This window comes from Mycoplasma testudinis ATCC 43263 (assembly GCF_000687795.1).
Classification (GTDB): domain Bacteria; phylum Bacillota_I; class Bacilli_A; order Mycoplasmatales; family Mycoplasmoidaceae; genus Mycoplasmoides; species Mycoplasmoides testudinis.
This window is the reverse complement of record NZ_JHXT01000023.1, coordinates 1-17,351: the sequence shown is the minus strand read 5'-3', so window position 1 is coordinate 17,351 and position 17,351 is coordinate 1. Positions and strand designations below refer to the sequence as shown.

General features: G+C 32.9%; 13 protein-coding genes and 1 pseudogene. 2 read left to right on the top strand and 12 right to left on the bottom strand.

Annotated features, from left to right (window positions below):
- Positions 1 to 102 precede the first annotated feature (102 nt).
- The 3 genes from T384_RS0105245 to T384_RS07065 all read right to left on the bottom strand — a co-directional run bounded on the left by T384_RS0105245 (position 103) and on the right by T384_RS07065 (position 3,114).
- Positions 103 to 1,155 (bottom strand): LacI family DNA-binding transcriptional regulator, encoded by a 1,053-nt coding sequence (locus T384_RS0105245; protein ID WP_027120133.1) that lies wholly within the window; start codon positions 1,153 to 1,155, stop codon positions 103 to 105.
- A gap of 22 nt (positions 1,156 to 1,177) precedes the next feature.
- Positions 1,178 to 2,023 (bottom strand): class II fructose-bisphosphate aldolase, encoded by an 846-nt coding sequence (locus T384_RS0105240; RefSeq protein ID WP_027120132.1) that lies wholly within the window; start codon positions 2,021 to 2,023, stop codon positions 1,178 to 1,180.
- Between the two features lie 233 nt (positions 2,024 to 2,256).
- Positions 2,257 to 3,114 (bottom strand): Cof-type HAD-IIB family hydrolase, encoded by an 858-nt coding sequence (locus T384_RS07065; protein WP_027120131.1) that lies wholly within the window; start codon positions 3,112 to 3,114, stop codon positions 2,257 to 2,259.
- A gap of 272 nt (positions 3,115 to 3,386) precedes the next feature.
- Between T384_RS07065 and T384_RS06680 the strand changes: the two genes are divergently transcribed.
- Positions 3,387 to 5,003 carry a PTS transporter subunit EIIC gene (locus T384_RS06680; RefSeq protein WP_052663584.1) on the top strand — a complete coding sequence of 539 codons (1,617 nt, stop codon included), beginning with the start codon at positions 3,387 to 3,389 and terminating at the stop codon, positions 5,001 to 5,003.
- A gap of 231 nt (positions 5,004 to 5,234) precedes the next feature.
- Here the strand turns inward: T384_RS06680 and T384_RS0105225 are convergent, their stop codons facing one another.
- From T384_RS0105225 to T384_RS06675, 7 genes are all read right to left on the bottom strand, one after another.
- Positions 5,235 to 5,498, bottom strand: coding sequence for a hypothetical protein (locus T384_RS0105225; RefSeq protein WP_027120130.1), 264 nt, complete (start codon positions 5,496 to 5,498; stop codon positions 5,235 to 5,237).
- 35 nt (positions 5,499 to 5,533) lie between these two features.
- A complete protein-coding gene (locus tag T384_RS0105220; protein WP_027120129.1) occupies positions 5,534 to 6,259 on the bottom strand; it encodes a hypothetical protein in 726 nt (241 codons plus the stop codon).
- Positions 6,237 to 6,476 (bottom strand): hypothetical protein, encoded by a 240-nt coding sequence (locus T384_RS0105215; protein ID WP_027120128.1) that lies wholly within the window; start codon positions 6,474 to 6,476, stop codon positions 6,237 to 6,239. Before T384_RS0105215 ends, T384_RS0105220 begins: the two co-directional genes overlap by 23 nt.
- An 11-nt stretch (positions 6,477 to 6,487) precedes the next feature.
- A complete protein-coding gene (gene nagA / locus T384_RS0105210; RefSeq protein ID WP_027120127.1) occupies positions 6,488 to 7,648 on the bottom strand; it encodes an N-acetylglucosamine-6-phosphate deacetylase in 1,161 nt (386 codons plus the stop codon).
- 2 nt (positions 7,649 to 7,650) lie between these two features.
- Positions 7,651 to 8,145, bottom strand: coding sequence for a PTS sugar transporter subunit IIA (locus T384_RS0105205; protein ID WP_027120126.1), 495 nt, complete (start codon positions 8,143 to 8,145; stop codon positions 7,651 to 7,653).
- Positions 8,146 to 8,194: 49 nt separating this feature from the next.
- Positions 8,195 to 9,361, bottom strand: a complete 1,167-nt coding sequence (locus T384_RS0105200; protein ID WP_027120125.1) for an SIS domain-containing protein — start codon at positions 9,359 to 9,361, stop codon at positions 8,195 to 8,197.
- Between the two features lie 74 nt (positions 9,362 to 9,435).
- Positions 9,436 to 11,409, bottom strand: a complete 1,974-nt coding sequence (locus T384_RS06675) for a PTS transporter subunit EIIC (RefSeq protein ID WP_052663583.1) — start codon at positions 11,407 to 11,409, stop codon at positions 9,436 to 9,438.
- Between the two features lie 227 nt (positions 11,410 to 11,636).
- Here T384_RS06675 and T384_RS07320 point away from each other — a divergent pair, with 227 nt between their 5' ends.
- A complete protein-coding gene (locus T384_RS07320) occupies positions 11,637 to 11,804 on the top strand; it encodes a hypothetical protein (RefSeq protein ID WP_156933145.1) in 168 nt (55 codons plus the stop codon).
- Positions 11,805 to 12,143: 339 nt separating this feature from the next.
- Here T384_RS07320 and uvrB read toward each other — a convergent pair whose 3' ends face one another.
- Positions 12,144 to 14,168 carry an excinuclease ABC subunit UvrB gene (uvrB, locus tag T384_RS0105185; RefSeq protein WP_027120124.1) on the bottom strand — a complete coding sequence of 675 codons (2,025 nt, stop codon included), beginning with the start codon at positions 14,166 to 14,168 and terminating at the stop codon, positions 12,144 to 12,146.
- Between the two features lie 590 nt (positions 14,169 to 14,758).
- Positions 14,759 to 17,185: pseudogene (secA, locus tag T384_RS06670) on the bottom strand (preprotein translocase subunit SecA); the annotation flags it as partial.
- Positions 17,186 to 17,351 lie beyond the last annotated feature (166 nt).

Here is a 17,351-nt window from a genome sequence, read left to right as displayed (position 1 = left end):
TAATTAATTATTTGAATTTTAACACGATGCCAATTTAACACACTTATTTCATTACTACCCATTTTCCCACATAATTTCCCCAAAATAAAAGACACAAAATTATTAAATGTTTTTTATTACGGTTGCTTCTAAAATATTGATTTTATTAATTTCAGCTTTCTTTTGACGCATTAAACGAACGACATCTTCACCTATTAGCCGACCCATTGCTTTATAGTCTAAAAAGATTTTGAAGTCTGTTGTATTTAAATTGTCAGTTAATGAAAAATATCCAATGTCGCTAATTAAGGTTTCGTTATTAATTTCTTTAAAGTGGCGAGCAATTCGGAAAATTGTGTGTGATCCACAAATAATTCCCACTTTTTTTGAAGCAATTTCTTTTTTAAATTCATTAGCCCAAGTTTCTACTGTTTCGGTATTATTTTCTGCTAAAGTAATAAATTCCAATTTAATATCTTTAAATTTTACTTTTTTGGAGATTGCTTGAACACTTTTCATTCGAGATAGTTGTAAATAAGAGTTGGTAAAAATATTTTGTCGGTGATCATAATTTACAAAGTAAATTTTTTCGCAGCCACTCTCATTCATAGAAATAATAATTTTCTCAAAAGCCTTTGTTTCGTCAAAAGCATAAACTACTGATTTTTCTGGAACTACTTTTGTTCTACCATAATAAAATACTGGAGTTTTAGAAGAAATTAAAATTGGGTTATCAATGTCAATATTATCTCCAAACAAAACTAACGCCCCGGCATTTCTACTAATAACTTCATTTAAATAACGATCTATAACCCTTGGATCTTTTGAGGTTTGACAAACAAATAACATACAAGATTCTTGAACCGCTTCGTTAATTGCACGAATTACTTCCACGTTTGTAGAATCTTTGATTGACGATGAAACAAGATAAACCACATTATCATATGATCTTAAAGATCTAGCTAATGGGTTTCCTTTATAGTTTAAATCAACAATTGCTTGATTGATTTTTTGCTTCATTGCTTCAGATACATATCCACCATTAAAATAACGACTAATAGTAGCGATAGTGCATTGGGCATAGTCAGCCAACGAAAAATAAGTAGAACCTTTTTCTCTAATTTTTTGTTCTAGGTGTACTAATTCGTCTTTCTTATTTGGTTTATTCTTGGCCATATGCACCTGCTTTCTAAGCTAATTAAATTGAAGACAATAATTTAATTTTTTCAAACACTACTTGTTGAACTGCTTTGATTAAAGGTTCGTAAGATTTTTTGATATCAAATTGTTTTGGATTATTAGCGATTCATTCATGTAAAGCATTAGTATATGCCATCTTTAAATCAGTTCCATAGTTAACTTTAACCATCCCTAATGAAACAGCCTTCTTAACTTGATCTACTGGAATTCCAGAACATCCGTGTAGTACTAAGAATGTTTTTTCATGAAGTTTTTCAGAAGCGGCTTTAATTAAATCAAAGTTAAGGTGCGGTGGTTGTGGGTAAACACCATGAAGGTTACCAACAGCAATTCCCATCATTCGAGCTTTAACTTCTGCTGCAAAACGAATTGCATCTTCTAGTTTTGTTTCGGGCACTTTACCAAAATTATGGTCATCTTCTTTTCCGCCAATAGTTCCAATTTCACATTCAGTTCAAACATCATTTTTTTCTGCTTGTTCAATAAAGTGTTTAGTGTTTTTAATGTTTGTTTCAATGTCTGATTTAGATCCATCATACATTACAGAATTTCAACCATCATTAATTACTTCTAAGGCTTTATCATAGTTGTAACCGTGGTCTCAGTGAGAAATTACGTATTCTGATTTTTTAGCAGCTGTTAAAGCATTCGCTAATGCAAAATCATATTCCATACCCTTACTTGCTGATTCAGTACACATAATAAACACATGTTTTTTAGCTTGTTCGGCAGCTGCAATAATCCCTCGAAGGATTAATGCATTATCGTAATTGAAACCACCAATTGCAAATTTGTTTTGCTTTGCATTAGACAAAAGCTGATAAATTTTTTCAATATTTTTCATTTGTTTTAAAACCTCTGGTTCGTAAACCGAATAAACAATATTTTAAAGAAAAACAAACTGTAAAATATGTGTAAACAATTACACATTTTAGCATTAATAACAACACATTACCAACAAAATTTACGCTTTAAAGTAAATACTTGTTTAGCAGAATGAATATTAAGCTAAATCTATAGAAGTATGGTTTAAGTGCGAATTTACAAATAATGTAAGAATTGAAGCAATTTAAATGTTTAACGATCTCACAATTCAGGATGTTTTTCCAAGAAAACTTGGATACTGTTACCTTGTTGTTCATGTTCGGCCGCATAAGTTGCTAGTTTTTTAACTTCTTCACTTGCTTGGGGCATCGCCACAGAAGTTTTAGCTTCTTTAAACATTGGAACATCATTTAAAGCATCACCAAAAACTGTTGTATTTGTTAAGTCCAAATAGCCAAGTTTTTCTAAATATTTAAGCCCCGTTCCTTTGGATAGCCCAAAAGGCATAATGTCTAAATAATCTGCTTCTGGTAAAACATGATAAGCGTCATCACCATAATTTTGATCTATTTCATCCATCACTTTTCTAATAATCTCAGGATCAGTTTCTTGTGGAGTTAAAACAATCTTGATAACCTCAATAGAAGCATCCCATTCATCACGATTTAAAGGGTCCATAACAAAACGATTTTCTGGAAGAAAAGACAAATTCATTTTATTAACTTCATCAATTTTTTCTGAGAAAAAGCCTTTGGGTTCATATGAATACATTTGTGTAGGCGAAAGCACAAAAAAAGGAATATTTTCTTTAAACAGCAAATTAATTAAACCTACTGATGTTGTCTGTTTAAAAGTCTTACTAGACAAAACTTTTTTTAATACGGGATCATAAACCAGCGAACCATTGCTTGAAATGATTGGTGTATGTAAACCAAGCTTTTGATGATATTCTAAAGTAAAATATCAAGCTCTTCCTGTCGCCATAAAAATATTTGTATTTTTTAAGCTTTTTAAAAAGTTAAAAGTTCCATCTGGAATATTTTTTTTGGAATCTAATAATGTTCCGTCTAAATCAAAGACCAAATTCTTGTTTGTTTTTTTAATAGTCATGGCTTTCTCCAGCACTTAATTTAGGTTGTCTTCTTGGGTTTTTTCAATCTAAAAAACAATTTACTGCTTATTCCAGACAAATTGTTAAGAACGGATTGAAAATCATTTCAAGAAACCTTGTGTATATATCTTAATATGTGATAGTGTTAAAGGCATGAAAAGTGATTTTTAAAAAATATTTGTTGTCATCTTTTTTTGTTATATGTGTAATCTTTTACATATAATATAAGAAAAACAACTAGATATACTTAAACAAATTAAAAGAAACTACTATGCAATTAAAAAAACATAAAGGCATAAAAAAAACAAAAAAAGAAAAAAAGGTTTTAAAAGCTTTACAAGAACTTGGAAAAAATCTTATTTATCCTATTGCTTTTTTACCTTTTGCGGCCATTCTTAATCGGTTGGGATCAATTGGGACATCGTTAGCTATTCCAAATAGTGCTGGCTATTGAATCGGGTTCATTATACAAACTCCTGGTAAAGTTGTTTTTGATAATTTAGCGGCCATTTTTGCTATGGGAGTTGCTTTCGGATTTGCTAAAGATAATCGCGGTGAAGCTGCTATTATTGGCTTCTTTTTCTATATCATTTTAGTCGCCTTCACTTCAGAAAACGGGCTAGCAAATTTATTGTATGAAAATGTATTAGTACAAAAAATGCAAGTAACAAACCAAGATTCAGGATCACAAGTTATTAGTTATAGTCAATTAATTTATTTATTCAATACTCAAACTCAAAATAAGCAATATGTGTTGGATATTGGAATTGTGGGAGGAATTACCGCTGGGGTAATAGCAGCACAAATATATAACAAGTTCTGCAATATTAAATTACACCCAGCTTTGGCTTTCTTTGGCGGACGTCGGTTTGTACCAATGATGGTTGGCTTATCTGCTATACCGGTTGCTTTCTTGTTTGCTGTAATTTGACCCTGAATTCAATATGTTTTAGTTTTATTTGGTCAATTCTTAGCTGAAGGTGCCCAAGTAGCTGTTCCAGGAGCATTCTTGTATGGAGTAATAAACCGTTTAATGCAACCATTTGGGTTACACCAAATATTAAATACTTTTTTATGGTTTCAATTACCTATCCAAGGATTATTAATTCAGCCAATAACAGGAAACGTATTAAATCCAACAACAGGCGCACCGCTAGATTCTAGTACTTTAGCTACTTTGTCTAATATGTCAAGAGAAGAAATATTTAGTTCACAATTTACTCAACCTGTTTTTGGTGATATTCGGGCATTTAGTAATTCTCCTGGACCAGTTGCGACTGCTGCATTATTTCAATCTGGCTATTTCCCTATTTTTATGGGTGGTGAACCAGCAGCTGCTTTTGCAATGATTATGACAGTCAAAAATAAAAAGAAACGCAAAGAAGTCGCAACTTTTTTTACTGGAGTAGCATTGGTGGCTTTCTTAACTGGAATTGATGAACCGTTAGTTTTTAGCTTTTTGTTTCTGAGTCCCATTTTATGAGTAATGTACGCATTTTTAACAGGAATAACTGCAGCAATCGTTATTGGATTACAAGTACGTATTGGATTTGGCTTTAGTGGAGGTTTTATAGACTATGCAATTAGCTTTCCTAATGCTTGGGGTTTATCTAACTTTATCGGAACTCCACTCGCAACTAAATTTGGATATTGAGGAGGAAACGAAATATCAAGAATAATGTCCAACCCATTATGAATGTTCCCAATTGCAGCTATTAGTGCGATGTTGTTCTTTGGTACTTTTTATCCAACAATTATGCTATTTGATTTGAAAACTATGGGTCGCGAAAACGAGACAGTCACTAGCAAAAACTTTATTAGGCTAAGAAAATGATTTAAAATGAGCGAATACAAAAAAACAGAAGTGATTGATGGCTTGAAATCATAAAATGATATCTTTTTAGACCAAAATATAAATCCATAAAATTGTTTCTGGCGTGTATCACTTCATAGTCTATCTAGAAATCGGCGTGCATAATTCACGCTATATTATCGTTAAAACAAAATTGAATAAGATAAATAAAAACGAAAAGTGGGAACCAGGTAAAAACCAATTCCCACTTTTTTATCATGTTACACTTATAATTTCATTCAACGAAAAATCAGATATATTTTTGTCTTAACCTACAAAATAAGGCGGTGTACTAGATGCTAAAATAATACCAGCAATAAACAAAACAAATGCGCCACCAAAGAATAACAGGTTCAACAAAAACCTTCATAGCGGTGTAGCATCTCCGTGAAAATACAACACATCTTTGCGTTTTAGTCCAACGCTACCGCGAAGTCATCTAATTCCATAGTATAAAAGTGCCATAGACCCAATGATTAACAACAAACCGATAATGAATAATGCTACTGCTGCACCGAAAGATAATTGCATAAATCAACTCCTAATAAATATAAATACATTTCAGTTTAACGATACATTTCATAATAAGCCGCATTAGGTTTTTCTGCCAACTCGTTTCTTTCTAAATATTTATGTTCTTTTAAAAAAAAATCATATTTATCCAAAACTTTTGCTCTTTTTTTGATAAGTTCGTTAATTTCTTGTTTATGAATTGAATTTCGCATTTCAGTATTAATTTGCCGGATCTCTAACTCAAATTTCAATTGTTCCAGCTTCTTTTCATATTGCTGTTTCAGCTCTTCTGCCGATGCCTTATTTTTCAATATTTTTGTTTCCAAAATTTTGTATTCAACATCTTCGCAACGACACCCTAAATGATGATAGCCTTGGGCAACTGCTTCGTCCATTTTAACAAATTCAGTACTCGAACTTCTATAAGACAAAATCTTTCCACTTCATTTTGTACACAATTCACAAGCACCTGGCTTGTTTTTAACATAGTAAGTGGAAAACCAGGTTACTGCTGTTTTAGAACCGAAAGTATTGTAAATTCCAAAAATTCTTTGAGAACCTGTTTTCTTATGTTCAATTTCTTTTTCTTTTTCCAACTTATCTAAATTCTTGGGTTGAATATCTCTTTTTTTACGAATATATCAATATATCCCTGCAGCAAAAGATATAAGAGTTAAACAACCAATAATAATTACAGCGATGGCTCATCCGGGAAAATCAATGCTTGCAAAAGCAGTATCAAGATTTAAAGCACCACTACCATCCTGATTTTGAATCATCTTCGTCCTCCAGTAATTTTTGATAATAGTCCACAATTTCTTTTCTTACAATTTCTGTAGGTGTATTACATACTGTGCATTCGTAAGTATCAATTTTGTCTAAATCAACTTTAGAATTAAAGTCGATTTTTTTGTCGATTGAAAATTTACGAAACTCCCAGCAGTTTTTACAAAAAAGATATAGAAAGTCGATTGGTTCCTTAAATTTGTAAGCCATGTTTAATAATTTTATTTTTTTTGAAAAGCGATTATACCGTCAACAACAGTCATAGCAACTTCATAATTTTTATCAAGCATTACCAAATCCGCAGCTAAACCTTTTTTAATCATTCCGGTTTTCTTAAGGAGTTTCATTTGTTTAGCAATGTTGTATGAAGAGACTTTAACAAGTTGTTCATCAGTTGGTTTAACAACACTTCTAAAGAAGCGTAAACAGTGATCAAATGTAGCGACACTACCAGCTAATGATCCATCAGAGGCTAGAACGCTGCGCATTCCTTTTTTAACTGTGTCTAAAGGACCTAATTTGTAGTTACCATCTGGTAAACCTTTTGGCAAACTAGCGTCAGTAATTAAACAGATTCCATCAGCGCCTTTAAGCATCCAAATCATTTTAATAACATCAGGCAACACATGTTGGCCATCACTAATTAGTTCGCATAAAACATCTTTAGTTATTAAAGCGCTTACCGCTAACCCTGGTTGGTGTTGATGAACACCACTCATTCCATTGAACAAGTGAGTTACATGTCGTACTTTGTGCTTATAAGCATTTTCAAAAAATTCTTGACAAGAACAATTTGAATGACCAGCACTTCCTAAGATATCTTGGCTCGCAAGATAATCTGCAAATTCACCATTAGCATCTTTTTCTGGAGCATAAGTAATAAAACGAATATTATTTCCAGAAGCAGCTTGTCACTTTTTAAATAGGCTAACACTTGGTTTTTTTAATAAATCAAGTTTATGAGCACCTTTTTTTTCGGCACTCAAGAATGGTCCTTCAATATGACAACCAAGTTGTTTTGATTGAGCTTGGTTTTTCTTGTTGTCAGTTTCCATTCATTTTTTGTAACTTGCCATTGCTTGCATCACAACATCATCTGGTTGAGTAACAGTAGCTTGACAGTATTTTGTTACCCCTTCACCAGCAACTTTTTTAGCAAAACCATTGAATGTTTCTGGTTTTGCCATTTCAAAGTCGTAGCCATATCCACCATGGGTATGAGGGTCAATAAACCCTGGAAAAACTTTTTGTTTTTTTCCATCTATTCCTTGTTTTGTTGTTGTACCAGAAGAAACTTTAACAATTTTTTGATCTTTGATTTCAATTCAACCATTTTTAATGGTTTCATTGTGATTAACAATTGTTACGTTTTTAATAATCATAATTATTTTTTCTTAACAACGTAAGCAACAACATCGTCTGCTTTAGCTGGACCATACTTAATATCTTCAAAAGTATATAAGTCTTTAAGGTCAGCTGGAATAATGAAAGGACACATTGTGCTAGTTACTTTACTAGCAATAGCCGTGTAGTCGTAAGAACATAAAGTTTGTCCAGCAATTATTGCTTGTCCTTTATTAACCTTAACTGAAAATCCTTCACCTTTTAAATTAACAGTATCAATTCCTAAGTGGAGTAAGAAATTTAATTTCGCTCCAATAGAAATTCCGTATGCATGACCTGTAGCAAAAACCATTGATAAAGTTCCAGATACTGGAGCTACAATGTGTTTGCTAGCAGGTTTCATTGCAAAACCTTCACCAATCATTCCTTCTGAAAAAACGCCGTCTCCAACTTCTTTCAAAGGAACTACTTCACCATCCACAAATGCTTTAACAGCGATTTTTTTGTTGGTGAGATTTTTTAAAAAATTAAACATAATTATCCTTATTTTCTATTTTTGATATTTGATTAGTTATTATTATAAATTACTTAGTCAATTTATAAATAGTAACTCCTTTAACAACACGATTAACTTGGCCAGATTTAGAAGGTGTGTCAGGTAAATTGTTAACACCGATAGAACTTAAAAGTGCAAAAATTTGAGCCACGACAACATAAGCTAAACCAGCAAATACATCGCTAACAGCTTTTTTAGTTAAAGAAAAATAGTTTTTATTTTCTTTTGCTAATTTAGCATCATTTTTAGTGTCAAGCACAACAAAGTCGTAAGCAATCTTATCTGACTTCATTTCATTTAATAAGTCTAAAGCATATTTTCTTGTATATGCATCTGTTGGTAAGTAAATGAAAGTTAAAGTTTCATTGTTAACAATTGATTTAGGACCGTGTCTGAATCCCATTGGACTGTTGAAGAATGTAGGAATTACTCCAGCATTTAATTCAAGACATTTCAAATGTGATTCTTGAGCGTATCCTAATAAATTACCAGATCCTAAGAAAACAATTCTTTTAGTTTTAGGAGATACAAGTTTTCCAATAGTTGGAACCATATGCGTAGTTATTTTTTCAACACCTGAAACAACTTCATTTAAAGATTTAACAACTTCATCAAATTCTTTTTTGTTTTTTGTAAACATTAATAAAGCAGTTATTAACATTGAACTATAAGAAGAAGTCATAGCAAATCCTAAATCATTAGTTTCAGGAGGTAACACGATTAACAATTCTTGTTTAGTGTGTTCGTTTGTTGCTAATTTACCTTTGTCATTGCAAGTAATGATAATGTGATGGAAATTATTTTTAAGGAGTTGTTTTCCAAGATTAACAGTTGCAACACTTTCAGGCGAATTACCACTTCGAGCGAATGAAATAAAACAAGTAGGACGGTTGACATCAAAGTATTCATGAGGATTAGAAACGATGTTCGTTGTTGGAATACTTTCAACATCGTATCCCTTAGAACGCAAGAATGGATAAATTGAATTACCAACAAATTCAGAAGTTCCAGCACCCACAAGAATAAACTTTGGTTTCTTTTTTAATAAAACATTAAAGAATTTTTGGTGTTTGTCCATTGAATCTTTAAGTAACTTAATGGTCTTTTTTCAAACAGCTGGTTGTTGATTAATTTCGGTTGCTGTATTAACAGCTTTTTTCTTTTCTCAGTAAGATTTTTCTTGTTGTAAAATCATATTTTTTTCCTTTGTAAAAAAAGAAAAGAACCTTTTAAGTCCTTTTTCTTTTTTATATTTGGTATTAGCTTAGACTAATTTTCACCTAAAACTTTACCTTTTTCTGTCAATACAGTTTTTACACCGTCTGCAACAAATTGAACATCTGAACCAACAATTACTTGCAAGGTGTCTTTACCTTTTAAGCGGACAATTTGGAAGCCCATCTTCAATGCTTTAATCTTAGCATCGTTAATCTTAGTTGGATCATTATCTTTAACAATCAGACGCAAGCGAGTAGTACAGTTGTCAACGTTCACGAAGTTGTCCGGACCGATGATATCAACTAAAGCGCGAGAAATACGTTCGTATTCAGCGTTCTTGAAGTTAGCAGAGCGAGCAGCTTTTTGTTCAGCACTAACTGGTTGGCCAGTTGGTTGGAAGTCAGTGACTTGTTCAACCGAAGCAGCAGCAGCATCCGCAGCGGCCATTTGTAGATTCAATTGTTCTTGAGTCATAAATGGTTTCATGTGGAACAACTTACGTACTTTACCATAAATCGAAGAGTTTGAGGTGAGTTCGAGTTCGCGACCTGGGGTCTTGATGTCGAAGAAGATGATCGATGGGTAGAATGTAACGAAGAATAACAAGAATGAAAGAGCACTAATTGGTCAAACTCATAGAGTGTTAGAAATTACGCGTCCACCTTGTCCAACTACAGAATATCCGACGGCAGAAGCAGCTCCATTTACATTGTTTCCGATGAATTCAGAAATTCCTCATGAGTTTGGAATACTAATAGCTCAGTCGATGAATCCTGCACTGAATCCAAATCCAATTCGGATTTGCATCGCAACAACAATTGCAGCACAAATACCGGTTATCAATCCGTAGAAGATTCATAGTAATGGGCTTAAGAATACAAACGAGAATACTAGTGGTTCATCAATACCAGTTAAGAATGCAACAAATGCAACACCAGAGAAGAATGCTCACATTTCTTTGCGTTTTTGTTTAGCTTTAACAGCCATAATCATCGCAAATGCAGCACCAGGTTCACCACCTAAGAATACAGGGAAGAATCCAGCTTGGAAAATACCTGAAGTTGCAACACGTTGGTTGAACGCATTAATATCACCATTAACTGTAACAGTAGATGTAACAATATTACCGTTAAATTGTTCAACAACTGGACCTGTGATTGGTAATTGGAATCACAAGAATGTGTTTAGAATGTGGTGCAATCCAAATGGTTGCATAATACGATTAATGAAACCATAAACAAATGCTCCACCAGCAGCAGCATCTCCACTACTACTTAAGAAATTACCAATTAATACCAATACATATTGAATTCATGGTCAAATAATAGAGAACGCAACAGCTAGAGGCACAGCAACTAATCCTGCTACCATTGGAACGAAACGACGTCCACCAAAGAAAGCCAAAGCTGGGTGCAATTTAGTATTGCGGAATTTATTATAAACAGCCGCAGCTACCAGACCAGATACGATACCACCGAATACACCAACGTTTAGAGTATAAACCGGTGCACCACCTGTGTTACCTTCACCATATAATAACTTAGACACTTGTGGTCCAGAACCATCAGGAGCTAGAGTTGCCGAGCGAGTTATAACATCGCTATATATTAATGTTGCTATACCATTTTCAGCATTAAAAGCTTTTACAATAATTAATACAAAGTACCCTACTAAAGCAGCTTCACCGCGATTGTCTTTGGCAACCGCAAATGCTACCCCTAAAGCAAAGAATATATCAATATTATCAAATACTATACTACCTGGTTTTTGAATAATAAAACCAATTCAATAACCTGCTTCGTGCCCTGGGATTAATGCTGATAAATTTCCTGATCCATCAGATGTTGAGAAACTTAATCCTAGAGTACCAAGCCGATTCATCAACGCTGCAAATGGTAGAATCGCGATTGGATAAATTAATGATCTACCCAACGTTTGAAGAGAAGCCAATACACTAATTTTTTTTCGTGGTTGGCCACTACCATTCCGGAGCGCTTTTTTCTTAAAGATTTTTGAAATCTGCATATGAACTCCTTAAATGTTCAATACAAAATATACAAGTAATGAATTTTTAAAATATATGTAAACGTTTTCACAAAATTTGATTTTTGTTAGCAGAGAAAACGTTTAATTGCGCTACAGTAATACATACTGTAATAATTTAACTTGAAACATAATCGTCAAGACATTTTTTAGATTAAAATTTTTATTTTGTTATCATTTAAAAAACAAACATTATTCAAGGGACGTTTATGACGAACAAAGACAAAATAATATTAGAAAAAATTATTGGAGTGCTAGAAATAGTTGTTGATAATATAGCGACTCCTCCTGATTACTTAAAACATAAAAGATTTGATTTATTAAGAGATGTTGAAAACATTCGCGATGAATTAGCAAATTTAGAAACATCTAAATAAACGTGTTTTTAAATTTTACCTTAATCGTTTAAATTTATTAACTTATCTTTAAGTTAATTGAAAAGAACTACGCAGATGCCATCTTTTTGAATATAAGCCAGACCGTAAACTATTAAAACCTCATAAAAATTGGTGCGTGATTTCCGGCTGCTTAAAACTTTTTTTGATTTTATTCAATGTAAGAATTATTTTTTAAGTTAATTCCAACTCTTTCAGTTTTATTTCAAACAAAACATAAGGAGACAATCGCACAAAGCAAAACGACATGTTTGCACATTTTCCAAAGAAATTTATTTCATAATACAAAGAAAAATAAAACTTATCAAGGCAATACTTTATTTAATTAGCTTCGATTTTTTTGCTTTTAGGATTTAGTTTTTTAGGTGTGGACGCTTCCAATTCCAAAATAACATCTCGTAGTTCTGCAGCTCTTTCATATAATTGATTTTTGGCGGCTTGCAACATCTCTGCCCGTAGATTTTCAATCAATTTTTCGCTTGCTTTAGTACTACGATTCTTCTTTTTAACAAACTCTTCAATTTCTCTTGATACTTCTTTGTTGCTTAAATCGTTGTAAATTGGCTTAACTATTGTTGTGGGAGTAATCTTATGCTTTTTATTAAAAGCAATTTGAATATCCCGTCTGCGGTTGGTTTCATCAATTGCTTTTTTCATTGCTTCAGTCATTACATCACCATACATAATGACGCGCCCTTTAACATTTCGTGCCGCTCTTCCAATAGTTTGAATTAAAGATTTATCGCTTCTAAAGAATCCAGGTTTATCAGCATCAAAAATACAGATTAATGATACTTCTGGTACGTCTAAACCTTCTCGTAATAAATTAATACCAACTATACAATCATATTTACCGCGCCGCAAATCGTTAATAATTAAAGACCTTTCTAAGGTTTTTAACTCATTATGTAAATAAACTGCTTTGATGTTTTGTTCTTTTAAATAATCAGACAAATCTTCTGCCATCTTAATAGTCATGACCGTAATGAAGGTGCGTTCATTTTTAGCAATTTGAGCTTTCAATTCACTAATCAAGTTATCAATTTGATTTTTACTTGTTCTGATTTCAATAACTGGATCGACTAGCCCTGTAGGACGAACAATTTGTTCAACAACTTCATTTTTGGATTCACCTATTTCTCAATCATTTGGAGTAGCACTTACATAAATAGTATTAACTGTCTTTTTTTCAAATTCTTGAAAATTCAAAGGACGGTTATCAATGGCCGAAGGCAAACGATATCCATAATCGATCAAAGTTAACTTGCGCGAACGGTCAGTATTATACATCCCTCTTACTTGAGGAATTGACATATGGGATTCATCCACAACCAATAATCAGTCATCACCAAAATAATCAAACAAAGTCCATGGAGTAGAACCCGGACCGCGAAGCTCTAAATGACGGGAGTAGTTTTCAATTCCGTTACAAAAACCAAATTCTTTTAAACTTTCTAAATCATATAAAGTTCGTTGTTCGATTCTTTGGGCTTCTAAAAGTTTGTTTTCCTTGGTAAATCACTTAACGCGATCTTTCATTTCTTGTTCAATTAATTTGAGTGATTCACCCATTCGATCCCGGTTCATAATATATTCATCAGCCGGACCTAATACATAACCTATCCATCTTTCTAATAAAACACCTGTGAGAGTTTCAATTTTTGCAATTTCTTCAAGTTCATCCCCAAAAAAAGATAAACGAACGTGAAATTGATCTGTGTTCCCAGGAGCAATTTCAACCACATCACCATTAACGCGAAAATTACCCGGAGATAAATCGATCTTATTAAATTTGTAATTTAAATGAACAAGTTTATTCTTTAGTTCATTAATTTTTAATTTATTACCTTTTTTTAAAATAATTCGAAAATTATCAAAATCATCTGGGGGAGCGCTTGGATAAATACAGGCAACTGAAGCAACTACAATGACATCTTTACGTGAAGAAACCGAATTTAATGTTGCTAAACGCAACATTTCGATTTCTGCATTCGTCATTGAACTTTTTTCAATATATGTATCTGTTCTTGGAATATATGCTTCAGGTTGATAAAAATCAAAGTATGACACAAAATACTCGACTGCATTTTCGGGAAATAACTCTTTAAATTCAGAATATAATTGAGCAGCTAAAGTCTTATTATGAGCTAACACTAAAGTTGGTTTATTAACTTTTTGAATCACATTGGCAATCGTAAAAGTCTTACCAGTTCCGGTTGCTCCAAGCAAAACTTGTTTTCTTTTTTTTGCTTGCAGTCCTGCTACAAGTTTTTTAATTGCTTGGGGTTGATCTCCGGCGGGTCTATGTTTACTTACTAATTTAAATGTCGAAAGATGATCACTCATTACTTGTCTTTTTTCTCCATTAACTCTTCTTTGCTGTTGGGTCTTTTAACAACGGCATTATTTTGAGAATGTTGCGGTGGTTTTGCTATGGTTGGGTGACTATAATGAGTTACTAACTTAGGTGCATCTACTGTTTTTACACTTGCTCGAACAAAAGGTTTATTAATTTTTGGTGGATTGTGTTTTACAACTAATGGTGAAGCCGCTTTAATCACAGGCGGGGTGTTAATAACATTAGGTATGCGCGAAACAATCTTAGATTCAATTTGAGCTGCTTCTTGAGTTTCTTGAACACCAACAAAAGATTGTATAGCTGGTTCAGATTCATTTTCAGGTTTTGAGGTTTCAAATTCCACAACATCTTGAATGGTTTCAATTTCTTCAATTGCTTGTTCTTGGTTTTTAATGCCTATTGAAAAATTATCGTTAGAATGTTCACTCCCCCCAATTGAAGTTTCTGGTTCTGATAACGATTTTGATTGTTCAATAACTCCTGACTGCTTAGTAAGAACATTTGGATCTAAAGCTAGTTCAGAACTTGATTCTTGCTGAATTTGGTTATTTTCTTGAAAAGGACTGCTTTGAACAACAGATTGTTGTTGCTGCTGCCTGATTTGTTCTAAACGCGCTAAAGCTTCTGCTCGTTGTTGCAACGCTAACGAGTCATCAATTTGGGCTTTTTGAGCCGTTGGAGTAGCCAATTGACAAATTGCAATAATAACGTTTTCAGCAATCTCTGCCAACATATTGACAAATAAAATATCCCCTTCTTTAACATAGATATTTAAAGGACTTGTTTGTTCAAGAGATCTTAAACTAACTCCTTCACGTAATTTAATCATTCGATCCAAATGTTTAATTCAAGCATTATCCATTGACTGAATAATAATATTTTTAAAAATATTTGTCGCTATTGCTTCAGTAATTAATTGAATTTTATTATCAATCATATTCGTTACTAGCAAGGTTGCTTTTTCTACGGCTTGATTTATATTAAAATTTTCAAAATCACTAGGTTGACACACACCAACCCCAATCAATTGGGAATTTAATGCTTCCGCCAAAACAGTATGATTAACTAAATTTTGATTTTTAGCATCCCGGTATTTAGTAATAAAATTAACCATAAATTGATTTAACATTCGTTCAACAATCGATTTTAAATTTTTAGCTAGCAAAACTTTATCGCGTTGTTTGTAGACTAATTCTCTTTGATTTGCTAAAACATGATCATAGTCGATTAAGTTTTTCCGTGTATCAAAATTAACAGATTCAACTTTCTTTTGTGTTTTGTTCAAAAGGCGTGAGAAAAACGCAGAATCAAACGAATCATCACCCAACTTCATAATTGCTTTATCGATGCGGTCTTTTGCAAAACGTTTGAACAAGCTATCTGACATACTAATAAAGAAGCGGCTTGCACCAACATCACCTTGACGGCCCGAACGGCCTCGTAATTGGTTATCAATTCTTCTAGATTCATGACGTTCAGTCCCGATAACATAAAGTCCGCCGAGTTCTAAAACGCCTGGGCCTAACTTAATATCAGTCCCTCTTCCAGCCATATTTGTTGATAAAGTAACCGCATTTTTTTGTCCTGCATTACTTACAATTTCAGCTTCGCGAGCGTGGTTTTTAGCATTCAATACTTCGTGTCTGATGTTTGCTTCGTGCAATAAATTAGATAATATTTCTGAATCTTCAACACTGGCTGTACCAATTAAAATAGGTTGTCCTGTTGCGTGAATCTCTTTAACGTGTTGAACCACTGCTTTTCATTTAATATTTGCGTTTCCAAAAACATGATCAGGATAATCTTTTCGAATAATAGGTTTGTTAGTAGGTACAGGAACAACAACCATGTTATAAATCTTCAAAAATTCTTCGTGTTCTGTTAAAGCGGTTCCAGAAACTGCAGCTAACTTTTTATAAAGCCTAAAAAACGATTGATATGTAACTGTTGCTACAACAACGTTTTCTGGTTCAATTGGAACGCGTTCTTTAGCTTGGACTGCTTGGTGCAACCCACTATTATAACTACGGCCTTCAAGCACCCGGCCAGTAAAATGGTCAACGATTAAAATTTTAGAATCACGAACAATATATTCTTTACCATTCTCGAAAACTTTACATGCCATTAAAGCATTCCCGATTTTATGGAATAAATCAGAATTTTCGATATCAAAAAGGTTTTCGACGCGAAAGAACTTTTCAGCCTTCGCCATTCCATCTTCAGTTAATGATGGCGAGCGAGTTTCTGGGTCAATTTTATAATCTTCTTCAGTCAGAGAGTTAACAAAACTATCAGCTTCAAAATACTTACTAAAATCCTTTTTTGGCTGTCCAGAAATAATTAACGGAGTTCTTGCTTCATCAATTAAAATAGAGTCACCTTCATCCACAATTGCAAAATGTAGTGATCTAATTTTTTTATCGCTATAGTTATAAACCATATTATCACGCAGATAATCAAACCCTAATTCAGAGTTTGTGGTGTATGTCACATCGCACTCAAAAGCAGCCTTTTTTTGTGCCGGGGACAAATTAGAAGTATTACATCCAACTGTTAAATTTAGTCGTGAAAAAATCTTGCCAGCTAAGATGGCATCCCGTTGAGCTAGATATTCATTAACAGTAACAATATGAACACCTTTTTTCTCAAGAGCATTTAAATAAGCAACTAACATTAAAGTCAAAGTTTTTCCTTCACCAGTCATCATTTCAGCAAAGTCGCCTTGATGAACAATAAAAGCACCCATTAATTGCACCAAATAAGCAAACTCTTTAGTTTCACGATAAATAGCTTCTCGAATTGCGGCAAAGCCTGGGACTAAGATATCATCTAAGGATTTATTGTTTTGTAATTCTGTAATAAACTCATTAGTTTTATTTTTTAATTCCTCATCACTCAATGCCCGAAATTGATCTTTTAAAGCGTTCACAGCATACGCTGCTTTTTCTGCTCGTTTTAAAATCCGATTTCGGGGAGCGATTAATTTAAAAAAATTGTTAAGCATAACTGAGTCCTAAAAAAACTAAAAAATTAAATATTTGTTTAAGTTTAAAAATAAATCATAAAAAATATTCCAATATGGTTGATATCGGATAAAGATAGTATTACTAATAATATTATAAATATCCCAAATTTTATACAGAAACAAACACTCTAATTGTGCAAAAACC